Raw genomic sequence first — 12,266 nt, forward strand, 5'->3', positions numbered from 1 at the left:
TCCTCTTACGGGGTACGGAGTGCCAGCCGCGCAAAACGAACGGCCTCGGCAATTACCTCCAAGAATAACCGGTCGCCGCCGTCGCCTCCAAAAAAGTCGACCACCCGCCTTACCGGCGCCGACCCGATAACCTACCGGTTGGTCGACCGGACATCCGCCAGTGACCGACATCACACCCACGGGGAGCTGCGCCGCCGCCGGCCGGCCGCCCGTGCCGGACACCGAGAAGGAGATGGCCCGTGACCGGCTTCGTCGAGTCCGAGGAACAGCGAGCGCTGCGCCGGGCGGCGGCCGAGTTGGCCGCCGGTTACGGCCAGGACTACTACCTGGAGAAGGCCCGCGCCGGTGAGCACACCGACGAACTGTGGGCCGAGGCGGGAAAGCTCGGCTTCCTGGGCGTCAACCTGCCCGAGGAGTACGGCGGTGGCGGCGCCGGCATGTACGAGCTGTCGCTGGTCATGGAGGAGTTGTCGGCCGCCGGATGCGGGCTGCTGATGATGGTGGTCTCCCCCGCCATCAACGGCACCATCATCAGCAGGTTCGGCACTGAGGACCAGAAGCGGCGCTGGCTGCCCGGGATCGCCGACGGTTCGATCACGATGGCGTTCGCGATCACCGAACCGGACGCGGGTTCGAACTCCCATCGCATCACCACCACCGCACGCCGCGACGGCGGCGACTGGATCCTCAGCGGTCAGAAGGTGTTCATCTCCGGGGTGGATCAGGCGCAGGCGGTGCTGGTCGTCGGCCGCGTCCAGAAGGACGGCACGGGGCGGACCAAATCGCTCAAGCCGGCGCTGTTCGTGGTGCCCACGGACGCACCGGGGCTGAGCTACACCAAGATCGAGATGGAGCTGATCAGCCCGGAGAGTCAGTTCCAGGTGTTCCTCGACGACGTGCGGCTGCCGGCCGACGCACTGGTCGGCGATGAGGACGCGGCGCTCGCACAGTTGTTCGCCGGCCTGAACCCGGAACGGATCATGGGCGCCGCCAGTGCGATCGGGATGGGCCGCTTCGCGATCGGCCGGGCCGTCGACTACGTCAAGAACCGGCAGGTGTGGCGGACCCCGATCGGCGCCCATCAGGGCTTGGCGCATCCGCTGGCGCAGAACCACATCGAGATCGAGTTGGCCAAGCTGATGATGCAGAAGGCCGCCGCGCTGTACGACCTCGGTGACGGCGCCGGGGCCGCCGAGGCCGCCAACATGGCCAAGTACGCCGCCGGTGAGGCCTCGGCCCGGGCTGTGGACCAGGCGGTGCAGTCCCTGGGCGGCAACGGGTTGACCAAGGAGTACGGCATCGCCGCGGCGATCACCAGCTCTCGGCTGGCCCGTATCGCCCCGATCAGCCGCGAGATGATCCTCAACTTCGTCGCGCAGACCTCACTGGGTCTGCCCCGGTCGTATTGATCCGCCGGGGTGTCCGGCCTGCTGACCACCGGCGCGACCGGCCGAACCAGGCTGCGGGATCGCACAGTGGGTACCGAGTCGGATCTCGCCCACACCGTGTTGCGGGTGACACAGTTCCCCGATCTGCTCGTGTCGTTGTTTGCGAAACAACCACTGCCGGGGCGTGCCGTGGCGTCGTTGCGGCGGTCCGGGGCCGGCTTGGTGCTGGATCATCGGGTCGGGACCATCGGACCCCCGAGTTCCTGACCGATTGGTTTTGCCGGCTAGCGGATTCGCCACGGCGGCCGGGGCACGGTCCGAACCGGCCTTGCGTGTGGCCGTGTTCGTCGTAGGCTCGTAGCCGATGACTACTCCAGCGTCGGAGAACGGGCGAATGCGCGCCGCGGACACTGACCGGATTCAGATGGCGCATCTGTTGACAGATGCCGCCGCGCAGGGACGCCTGCGGATGGACGAATACGAAGAGCGCCTGACCAAGGCGTATGCGGCCAAGACCTACGACGAACTCGAGCAGTTGTCCGCCGATCTGCCGGGCGTGGTCGCGCGGCGACGCAGCGGTGGTTCCGTGCATCCGGCGCCATCGTCATTGCTGCTGGCGATCATGGGCGGCTTCGAGCGGCGGGGACGGTGGAATGTTCCGAGCCGGCTGACCGCGATCGCACTGTTCGGCGGCGGGGTGATCGATCTGCGTTACGCCGACTTCACCGCACCGGAGGTCGTCATCCGGTCCTACTCCATCTGCGGCGGCCAGACCATCCTGGTGCCGCCGGAGGCCAACGTCGACCTGCGCGGCGTCGGTGTGATGGGCAGCTTCGACGAGAGGGTCAGCGGGGAGGGCACACCCGGGGCGCCCTGCGTCCGGATTCGCGGCGTCGCGTTCCTGGGCAACGTCAAGGTCAGACGCAAGCGGCGCAAGATCAGCTCGTCCTGAGCGCCGTCCGGCCGGGCCGACGACAAAGAATCCGCCCGCCGGTGTTCACCGGAGCGGGCCGAGATGCTGTCCGGATTGCCTTGAGCGGCGCGCTTATTCGTCGCCGCCCTCGCCGGCGCCGGTGCCGGTGCCGGTGCCCTTCTTGGCGTGCTTGCCGTAGGTGTCGGCGTCCGCGGACAGGGACGCACCGGCCGCTTCGGCGGTCGACGCCGTTGGGGTGGACGCGGTCGTGGTCGACGCGGCGTCCTTGTCCTCGGCGCGGTCCTCGGCGCGGTGCTTGCCGCCGGTCCGCGATTCCGTCGACTCGCCACCGGCCGCCCGGCCCGGCCCGTTGAACCGCTTCACGTTGAGCCGTGGCTTGATCTTGTCGGACGGCTTCTGCTTGAGCCCCGACGAACCCTCGGCGGCGGCACCGTCACCGGCCGGAGTCTCGCTGCCGGTCCCGTCGGTGACCTTCTCCGCGGGGGTCTCGGTCTCGAGTTCCCCGGTCTTCCCGTCCTCGTCGAGCGTGCTCTCGGTGTCCTCGGTGTCTTCGGCGTCCTCGGTGTCTTTGGTGTCCTCGACATTGCCCGGCTTCTCGGCGTCGTCGGCCTCCTCGACCTTCTGATTCGGAGCGACGTCGAGGGTGACGAACCGCGAGGACAGCGCCGAAGACCCGGCGTTCGAGCCCAGGAGGGAGGTCAATCCGTCGGCGCCGTCGCCGTCGCCGTTCTCGGTCTCTTCGGGATCCGGGTCGGGCTCCGGGTCGGGATCTTGCGGCGGCTCGTACCACGGCTCGGCCTGGCCGAGGATCCGGTCGACGATGTAGTTGACGACGCCCACGGCTCCGGGGGTGTACTCCCGGACAACGTACTGCTCGTCCCCGATCGGCCGGATCTGCTCCGCGCCGAAGAAGAAGATGCTGGTGGCATAGGACAGGTCGGGGCCGATCAGCGGCGCGAGCGAGGTGACCTCGGTGAGCGCCGCACCGGCGAGATAGACCCAGTTCTTCGCGACGAACTCCGCCACCCCGAGCGCGATCCCCACCGGGCCTTCGGGGCCGCCGGTGAGCTCAGAGGCCGCGACCCGGAACGCCTCCCACACACCAAGCTCGTAGAAGTAGCTGGTGACGTTGTTGTAGGCGAACTCCGCGGCATCCGCCAGCAGCGGAATCCCGGTCTGCACCACCGAGTCCAGGAACTGGTCGGTCAGGTAATAGGCCAGGCCGGTGAAACCGTCCAGATAGATCGAAAAGCCTTCGGGGAGCGGATAGTAGGGGTCGTTGGGTCCGACGCCGCCGCCGTAACCCTGGAAGAACACGTCCGACAGTTCACCCAGCGTGATGTCGGTGAGTGCGAGCAGCCGCAGCTGTTCGAGGGTGAGCGTGTGATCCGGTGCGGTCCCGGCGTCGCCGGCCGTGAGCTTCTCGTCCTGCGGACTCAGGATGGCCGGGTTGAATGCCGGAACCGCCGCGATCACGCCGGCACTGACCAGCGCGATACCGGTGGTGACGAACGGACGTGCAGCCATGGTGTTGTGACCCTTCTGATGAGGTGACGGCGCCGGCAAGCCAGACCTGAAAGCTCTCAGAAAGGGTATGGGAGGGTTTGCTTCCCAGCAACCGTTATGGACGCCCTCCGGTTAGCTGGCGGCTGGGGCATGTTTCCCGTCGCAAGGTCATATGACCTGATCAGAGCTGTTTCCGGACCGCTGGACCGCGGCAGAACCGCAGCCACTGCTCCGAATCTGACGAAAATCTTCACCGTAAATCCGCCGAAACTGTCGTGGGTATCAATAATCCACCGGCATGGCGATGGTTGCGGGCGAGCACGGGGACCACGTCGACGTGGAGTTCGATATCGACAGGGAGTACCAGCTCTACTCCTCCACCCGGGCGGCCGTCCGCTACGAGGACCTCGTCGGTAACCGCTACCTCGAGATCTCCACCGGACCCGGGGATCTGCGGCCGCTACCACCCGGCAGCACCATCGCCCGCTCGAACACCGCGCCCGCGTTGGACCTCGACGCCCTGTTGGGCGGACTGCGCCCGGTTCTCAAAGGCCTTGAGCCGCACAAGGTCAACGAGATCAGCAACGCCATCATCGAACTGCTCCAGGGCAACGGCGGCGCGCTGGCCGAAGTGCTCTCCGACACCGACTCCTTCACCCACACGCTCGCGGCGCGCGATCAGTTGATCGGAGAGATCATCGACAACCTCAACACCGTGCTGGCCACCGCCGACGGACAGGGGGCGCAACTCGACGCGAGCATCGACAACCTGCAACACCTGATCGACACCCTGTCGCGGGGCCGAGGTCCCATCGGGCGGGCCATCGCACCGCTGGCGTCCGCGCAGACCGATCTCACGGACCTATTGGAGACGGCACGGCGCCCGATACAGGGAGTGATCGAGAACGCGCGACCGCTGGCGGACGTGCTCGACGAACGCAAGGCCGAGATCAACGCGGTGATCGAACCGCTGGCCGAGAACTACGTGCGGCTCAGCGCGCTGGGCCAGTACGGCGCGTTCTTCAACATCTTCTTCTGCGCGGTGGCCTTCAAGGTCAACGGCCCGGCCGGCAGCGACATCCTGATACCGATGCTCGGCCCCGCCGACCCCTCGAAGGGACGGTGTTCCGATGACGGTTGAGGAACCGGGTCGGCGGAACCCGTTGCGCACAGGCATCTTCGGGATCACCCTCGTCGTCCTGTTGATGCTCGTGTCCTTCGGCTACACCGGCCTGCCGTTCATGCCCCAGGGCAGGGTGTACACCGCCTTCTTCACCAACGCCGCCGGAATCACCAGCGGCAGCGACGTGCAGGTATACGGATACAACGTCGGCGCGGTGAAGTCCGTCGACCTCGACATGTCGGCCAGAGCCGCCAAGGTGACCTTCACCGTCGACCGCAAGATACGCATCGGCGACCAGACCATGGTCGCGATCAAGACCGACACCGTTCTGGGGCAACGGATCCTGGCGGTCACCCCCGGCGGCGTCGGCTCGGAGACGGTGATTCCACTGGGACGCACCACCACTCCGTACACCCTGTCGGAGGCACTGCAGGACCTCGGCCACTCCGCCACCGAGCTGGACACCGACGCGTTCCAGACCGCCCTGCAGACCCTCACCGACACCATGCGCGACGCCACGCCCCGGCTGCGCGGTGCCCTCGACGGGATCGCCGCGCTGTCCCGCAGCGTCAACGCCCGCGATGAGAAGCTCGAACAACTACTGCACCACACCAGTTCGCTGTCGCAGATCCTGGCCCGGCGGGCCCGGCAGCTCAACCAGCTCATCTCCGACGGTAACGCGCTGTTCGCCGAACTCAGCAGGCAGCGCGCCGCCCTGGCCGAACTGATCGCGGGAATCGGCGACGTGTCTCGGCAGGTCTCCGGGTTCGTGGCCGACAACCGCCGCGAGTTCGGGCCCATGCTGGTCAGGTTGAACCTGGTGCTGGACAACCTCCTTGAACGGCGCGCCCACATCGACGAGGCGCTCAAGCGCGTGCCGTCGTTCTCTACCACCCTCGGCGAGGTCGTGGGCTCCGGGCCGGGTTTCTCGGTGAACATCTGGGGCGTGCCCAACCCGGAGGTCGCCGGCGTGCTGCTCGACACCTACTTCCAGCCGGGCAAGCTGCCCGACAGCCTGGCCGACATGCTGCGCGGATTCATCAGGGAACGACTCGTGATCAGGCCGAAGACCCCATGAGCGCACCAATCACCCGACGCAGGGCCCGCGCGGCGATCGCCGGCTTGCTCGCGGTGCTGCTCGCCGCCGGGGTGATCGCCGTGTGGCCGAGACCGGCGCAGCGCACCGTCACCGGCCTGTTCGCTTCGGCGGTGGGGTTGTACGTCGGCGACGAGGTGAAGGTTGCGGGTGTGCCCGTCGGCCGGGTCACCGCGATCGAACCCGGCCCCGCGCACACCACCGTGTCGATGCGGGTACGCGCGGACATCCCCATACCAGCCGACGCCTCTGCCCTGATCGTCGCACCGAACCTGGTCTCCGCGCGGTTCGTCGAGTTCGCCCCGGTCTACGACGGCGGGCCGATACTGGCCGACGACGCCGTCATCGGTCCGGACCGCACGGCGGTGCCGATCGAGTGGGACCAGGTCAAAGACGAACTCACCAGGCTGGCCGCCCAACTCGGACCACAGCCCGGCGCGGTCCAGGGGCCGCTGAGCCAGGTGATCAACCAGGCCGCGGACACCTTCGACGGCGCGGGCCGGTCGTTCCGCGACGCCGTGCGTGAGCTGTCTCAGGCGGCCGGACGCCTCGGGGACTCCCGCGCAGACCTGATCGGCACCGTGAAGAACCTCAGCGTGGTGGTCGATGCGCTCGCCGCCAGCAACGAGCAGATCGTCGCGTTCACCTCGCACGTCGCCTCGGTGTCCCAGGTGTTCGCGAACAGCTCTCAGGACATCGACCAGGCGCTCGGAGCGCTCAACACCGCACTGTCCGATGTCCGGGATCTGCTGCGGGACAACGACGATGCGCTGCGCGGTCAGATCGACCGGCTTACGGAGTTCACCAGCCTGCTGACCGAGCGCAGCGACGACATCGAACAGGTGCTGCATCTGGCTCCGCACGCGCTGGCCAACTTCTACAACATCTACACACCCGCCCAGGCCTCGGTCGCGGGCATCGTGACGCTGCCCAACTTCGGCAACCCGGTGCAGCTGATGTGCGCGGGAATGTTCGAGACCGCCAAGACTCCGGAGAGCTACAACCGCGCCGAGATCTGCCGCCAGCGGATGGCGCCGGTGATCAAGAGGCTGCAGATGAACTATCCACCGTTCCTGATGCATCCGATCAACAGCATCACCGCGTACAAGGGCCAGATCATCTACGACACCCCGGAAACCCAGGCCAAGGCACAGACGCCGATCTCGCACCTGCAGTGGCAACCGCTGCCGGGCGTGACGCCGCCGTCGGTGCCGCCGGATACCGACCTGACCGAACTGATGGTCCCGGAACCACAGAAGGAGAGCGGCCGGTGATCCGCTGGTTCAGGCGTGCGACAGCGATCGGGGCACTCACGCTGGCGGTTTCGGCGTGCGAGTTCAACGGCTTGAACTCGGTGAACATGCCCGGTACCGCAGGACACGGCGAGGGGTCGTTCACGATCTACGTCGAGCTGCCCGATGTCGCCGCCCTGCCGCAGAACTCCCCGGTCAAGGTCGACGACGTCACGGTGGGCAGCGTGTCGGGTGTCAAACCGGTGCAGCGCGCCGACGGAACCTTCTTCGCGCTGGTTCAGGTGTCGCTCGACGGCTCGGTGCGGCTGCCGGAGAACGCGACGGCCACCGTCGCCCAGACGTCGCTGCTGGGCTCCCGGCATCTCGAGCTGGCCGCACCGGAGACCAGACCACCCATCGGACGGCTCGGCCCCGGCTCGCGCATCGGGATCGACAACGCCGGGAACTACCCGAGCACCGAGGATGTGCTGTCGTCGTTGGCTCTGGTCGTCAACAACGGCAATCTCGGTGTACTGCAGGACATCACCGATGAGATATACGCTGCGGTGGCCGGGCGCGCCGGACGGTTCGCGGCATTCCTGCCGCGCCTGGCCGAGCTGACCGCGGCCATCGACGCCCAGGCGAACGACATCGTCACCGCGATGGACAACGTCAACCGGTTCGCCGGGCAGCTCGCGGGCGGGGCCGACAAGATCGAGCGCGCTCTGGTCACCCTGCCCGCGGCGACCCGGGTTCTCAAGGACAACGGCGACGAGATCGTGGCGGCCTTCGCCGCGCTCGGGCGGCTTGCCGACACCGCCGCCCCGCTGCTCGCACAGACCAAGGAGGATCTCGCCGCCGACCTTGTGCACGCCTACGCGCTCATCAAGGCGGCCAACGACAACGCCGACACCATCGTCGACGCGCTGCCGATCCTGCCCGCGTTCCCGCTGCCCCTCAACGAGGGCCTGAAACGGGCGGTGCGGGGTGACTTCCTCAACGTCTACGCCACGTTCGACCTGACGCTGCGCCGGATCGGCGAGAACTTCTTCACCACCAGTGCGCTGGACCCGAACATGAAGCACCTCTCCGAGATCGTCTCGATACCGGACTATCTGATCGGGGCGACGTCGTCGCTGTCCGGGCAGGCCGCCGACCCGTTCACGATCCCGCCGCACAACTCCTCCGACACCCCCGGACAACGCTGATGCTCTCCCGTCTCGTCCGGATGCAGCTGGCCGTCTTCACCGCGGTCGCGTTGATCAGTGTGCTCGCGATCGCGGTGTTCTACATACAGGTGCCGAAGACGCTCGGCTTCGGCAGCTATCGGGTGACGGCGGACTTCGCGGGCAGCGGCGGTATCTACCCGAACGCCAACGTCGCCTACCGCGGCACCACCATCGGCAAGGTGACCGGTGTATCGCTGACACACGACAACGACGTCCGCGTCGAGATGCGGATCGACGACGACCGCAAGGTGCCCGCCAACGTCAACGCCTACGTCAAGAGCATGTCGGCGATCGGCGAACAGTACGTCGATCTCGTCCCGCCCGAACACGCGTCCACCGAGTCCCTGCGGGGCGGCTCGCACATCGGCCGCGACCGCACCTTCATCAACGGCGACATCGCCGGCATGCTGCGCGAGGCACAGGCGCTGGTCGACTCTCTCGACCGCAGCCGGTTGCGGGACGTGCTGAAGGAGACGTTCGCGGCGTTCAACGGTTCCGGACCGGAACTTGCGCGGCTTCTGGAGTCCTCACGCCTGCTCGTCGAGGAGGCCGGCGATGCCACCGATGACACCATCGGCCTGGTCGAGCAGTCGCAGCCTCTGCTCGACGCCCAGGTCACCGCCGGCGACGACATCCGGGCGGTGGCCGACGGATTGGCGCGGCTGACAAGCCATCTCCGCGAGGCCGACCCTCAGTTCCGCGAGGTTCTGCAGAAGGCCCCGGCCGCCGCGGATCAGGCCACCACCCTGTTCGACGGCATCCGCCCCACCTTCCCGGTACTGGCGGCCAACCTCGCCAACGCCGGCCGTATCGGCGTCATCTACCACAAGTCGATCGAGCAGGTACTGGTCATCATCCCGGCGGTCACCGCCGCGATCATCGCGATCGCCAACCAGTTCCCCGCCGATGAGGGCGCCAAGGGCGACTTCAAGTTGAACTTCGGCGACCCGCCACCCTGCATCACCGGGTTCGTGCCGCCGTCGGAGATCCGCTCGCCCGCCGACACCACCCTGCGCGATGTGCCCAAGGAGCTGTACTGCAAGGTCCCGCACAACGATCCGGCCGTCGTCCGCGGTGCCCGCAACTATCCGTGCATGGAGTTCCCGGGTAAGCGGGCCGCGACGGTCCAGCAGTGCCGCGACCCGGAGGGGTATGTTCCCATCGGCAGCAACCCGTGGCGTGGACCGCCGGTGCCGGTCGGTACACCGATCACCGATCCGCGGATGATCCTGCCGCAGAACAAGTATCCGTACATCCCGCCGCAGGCCGACTACGATCCGGGGCCGCCGGTCGTACAGCTGCCGCCCGGTGTTCCCCCGGGGCCCGGTCCGGCGCTGACCCCGCCGTACCCGACGCAGATCCCGCCGGTCACCCCTGGGCCGCCGCCACCGCCGCTGCCGTTCCAGCCACCGCCGGATCAGATCGTGCCGCCCTACGGCCGGCCGCCTGCCCCGCCGCCCCCGGCCGAGGGCGACAGGCCGCAGGCCGCGGGTGTCGACGTCGCCACCTACGACCCGGCCACCGGCAAGTTCCTCGATCCGCACACCGGCATCAGCGTGTACGCCAGCGGCATTGCCGCACCGTCCATCGCGGAGAACTGGGTGGACCTCATGACATATCCCCGTACCGGATCGGAGCCAGCATGACCGGCAACCGGCATCTATTGGGTCTCGTGGTGAGCCTGATCGGCGTGGCGCACTTCGTCGCGCCCCGCCTGTTCGATCCCGTCAACCGACTCGGCTTCCCCACCCGCGCCCGCACCTTCACCTACGTCAACGGCGGGCTCGAGACACTGCTGGGCGTTCTGATCGCCGTGCCTGGCACCCAACGGCTGTCGAGGTACGTATCGGCTTGCTACACCGCGTATCTGACGGCGGCGGTCGCGCGCACACAACTGTCCACCCGTCACGGCCGCCGATGAGTACGACCCTCCGACTCGTCGGCGACGCGATCCGGATGAACGTCGCCGCCGCCGTGCGCACCCGCCGGCGCGGGTACGACGGCTGGACCGGTGCGATCAACACCGACTACGACCCGCAGGATCCGGCCACCGCCGCCCACCCCTTCGACGCCTACCGCGCACTGCACCGCGGCGGACGGGTGCACTACAACCCCCGACGCGCGACGTTCATCGTGGCCCGCCTCGAGGACGTACGGGCGGCGCTGCGCGACACCGACCAGGTCACCAGCTGCCAGGGAGTCACGCGGTGGCGGATGTCCGCACCGCTGGCCGTGCTCACCGACGGCGAGGAACACGCCCGGCTGCGCAAGCAGGTGCAACCCGGGTTCAGCAAGGGCGCGATGGAATCCTGGCAGGAGATCGTCGAGAAGCTCGCCGTCGAACACGTCACCGACCTGCTGGCCAACCCCGGGTGCGATGTCGTGCAGCGCCTGGCGATACCGATGCCGATCCGTCTGATCGCCGGCATCCTCGGCGTTCCCGACACCGATCTCGACGACTTTCGGCGCTGGTCGGAGCGCGGCGTCGGACTCATGGAAGTCAAGCCCACAGCCATCACCGAAGCGGCCAGGTCCGCGATCGCGATGGCATCCCTGTGCCGGTATCTCAGACAGCAGTTCGCTCACGGCGGGCTCAAGGGATCCGACACCGTGCTCGGACGGCTGCTCGCGCACAACACCGACGGGAGCCTCACCGACCAGCAGCTTCTGCTCGTCGCCATCCACCTGCTCATCGCGGGCAACGAGACCACGACGAACCTGCTGGGCGGGATGTTCGACACCCTCGCCCATCGTCCCGATCAGTACCAGCTCATTCGCGCCAACCCCGAACTGATTCCGATTGCGGTCGAGGAACACCTGCGGTTCACCACGCCGATCCAGAACCTGTACCGCTACACCCGCACCGACTACCGCATCGGTGACGTCGTCATCCCCGCCGGTTCCCGCGTGCTGCTGTCCTTCGGCGCGGCCAACCGCGATCCCAGCGTCTTCGACGAACCCGACGATTTCCGCGCGGACCGCGACCCGCGCAAGCACGTCGCCTTCGGCTACGGAGCGCACATGTGTCTGGGAGCCCCGCTGGCCCGGATGGAGGCCCAGGCGGTGCTGCGCCAACTCGTCACCCGCGTCGCGAATATCAGTCCGGTGGGTCCGACGCGGTGGTCGACGCACAGTTCGCTGCACGGGCCCACCCGGCTGCCGATCCGGCTCACCCCCGCCTGAGGTCTACCCGCGCTGGGCGGACACCGGCAGCTCGGGGTCGGACACCACGGTCTCCGCTGCGGTGGCGCGCATCAGCTGTTCGGTGCCCCCCACCGGGCTGCCCGCGAGACCGACCGCGGCCAGGGCACGCGCCTTGAAGACGACGGCGGCGTGGCTGAGACGATGCGAGACGATGTGCAACCGCGGATCGTGCTCACCCTCGGGGTCGACTCCGATGACGTCGGTCTCGCCGACCGTCTGGCCGAACCTGGCGGCGACGCGTTTGCGAAGCCGGGTGTCCGCATCGTAAAGCGCTGACGTGACCGCGATTCCGTACGGTAGCGGCCGATCGGGGTCCGGGATCGCACCGCGTTCGGCGACCTGGCAGCCGAGGATCCTGGCGACCAGTTCCGCGTCGTCACCGGGCTCGGTCAGGATCGTGACGGTCCAACCGGCCATGGCCCGGTCGATCAGCAGACCGCCCGCGTGAACCACCGCCTCGCGGATCGAGGTGGTGTAGACGTCGAGTCGGTAGGAGTCGTCGGGTGCCGGCCTCTCACCGGTTCGTGAGCGTGGAGCGTTGCGCATGACGAGTC

11 protein-coding genes are annotated in these 12,266 nt (G+C 67.9%); 9 read left to right on the plus strand and 2 right to left on the minus strand.

All coding sequences use genetic code 11. The annotated features are described in order from the left end of the window. The first annotated feature begins 239 nt into the window (after positions 1-239). Positions 240-1,409 (plus strand): acyl-CoA dehydrogenase family protein, encoded by a 1,170-nt coding sequence (locus CKW28_RS18350; protein ID WP_003925392.1) that lies wholly within the window; start codon positions 240-242, stop codon positions 1,407-1,409. A 343-nt stretch (positions 1,410-1,752) separates the two neighbouring features. After that, positions 1,753-2,340 (plus strand): DUF1707 SHOCT-like domain-containing protein, encoded by a 588-nt coding sequence (locus CKW28_RS18360; protein WP_040546685.1) that lies wholly within the window; start codon positions 1,753-1,755, stop codon positions 2,338-2,340. Between the two features lie 93 nt (positions 2,341-2,433). On the opposite strand, the gene CKW28_RS18365 is transcribed toward CKW28_RS18360, so the two are convergent. Beyond that, positions 2,434-3,849 (minus strand): hypothetical protein, encoded by a 1,416-nt coding sequence (locus CKW28_RS18365; protein WP_003925389.1) that lies wholly within the window; start codon positions 3,847-3,849, stop codon positions 2,434-2,436. 277 nt (positions 3,850-4,126) lie between these two features. Between CKW28_RS18365 and CKW28_RS18370 the strand changes: the two genes are divergently transcribed. Genes CKW28_RS18370 through CKW28_RS18400 form a run of 7 tightly spaced genes read left to right on the plus strand, consistent with a single transcriptional unit; the run spans position 4,127 to position 11,691 of the window. Beyond that, a complete protein-coding gene (locus tag CKW28_RS18370; protein ID WP_003925388.1) occupies positions 4,127-4,969 on the plus strand; it encodes an MCE family protein in 843 nt (280 codons plus the stop codon). Continuing rightward, positions 4,959-6,029 carry an MCE family protein gene (locus tag CKW28_RS18375; protein ID WP_003925387.1) on the plus strand — a complete coding sequence of 357 codons (1,071 nt, stop codon included), beginning with the start codon at positions 4,959-4,961 and terminating at the stop codon, positions 6,027-6,029. Before CKW28_RS18370 ends, CKW28_RS18375 begins: the two co-directional genes overlap by 11 nt. Continuing rightward, positions 6,026-7,321, plus strand: coding sequence for an MCE family protein (locus tag CKW28_RS18380; protein WP_003925386.1), 1,296 nt, complete (start codon positions 6,026-6,028; stop codon positions 7,319-7,321). Before CKW28_RS18375 ends, CKW28_RS18380 begins: the two co-directional genes overlap by 4 nt. Beyond that, entirely contained in the window at positions 7,318-8,487 is a 1,170-nt protein-coding gene (locus tag CKW28_RS18385) for an MCE family protein (RefSeq protein ID WP_003925385.1), read from the plus strand. The genes CKW28_RS18380 and CKW28_RS18385 overlap by 4 nt, the downstream gene beginning before the upstream one ends. Further along, positions 8,487-10,154: an MCE family protein gene (locus CKW28_RS18390; RefSeq protein ID WP_040546683.1), complete on the plus strand. Its 1,668-nt coding sequence runs from the start codon at positions 8,487-8,489 to the stop codon at positions 10,152-10,154. The genes CKW28_RS18385 and CKW28_RS18390 overlap by 1 nt, the downstream gene beginning before the upstream one ends. Further along, complete coding sequence (locus CKW28_RS18395; RefSeq protein ID WP_003925383.1) at positions 10,151-10,429, plus strand: DoxX-related protein; 279 nt, start codon at positions 10,151-10,153, stop codon at positions 10,427-10,429. The genes CKW28_RS18390 and CKW28_RS18395 overlap by 4 nt, the downstream gene beginning before the upstream one ends. Next, positions 10,426-11,691 (plus strand): cytochrome P450, encoded by a 1,266-nt coding sequence (locus tag CKW28_RS18400; RefSeq protein ID WP_040546681.1) that lies wholly within the window; start codon positions 10,426-10,428, stop codon positions 11,689-11,691. The genes CKW28_RS18395 and CKW28_RS18400 overlap by 4 nt, the downstream gene beginning before the upstream one ends. 3 nt (positions 11,692-11,694) lie before the next feature. Here CKW28_RS18400 and CKW28_RS18405 read toward each other — a convergent pair whose 3' ends face one another. Next, positions 11,695-12,258, minus strand: coding sequence for a hypothetical protein (locus tag CKW28_RS18405; protein ID WP_003925381.1), 564 nt, complete (start codon positions 12,256-12,258; stop codon positions 11,695-11,697). Between the last annotated feature and the right edge of the window lie 8 nt (positions 12,259-12,266).

Origin of the sequence: Mycolicibacterium thermoresistibile, from assembly GCF_900187065.1 — a bacterium.
Classification (GTDB): domain Bacteria; phylum Actinomycetota; class Actinomycetes; order Mycobacteriales; family Mycobacteriaceae; genus Mycobacterium; species Mycobacterium thermoresistibile.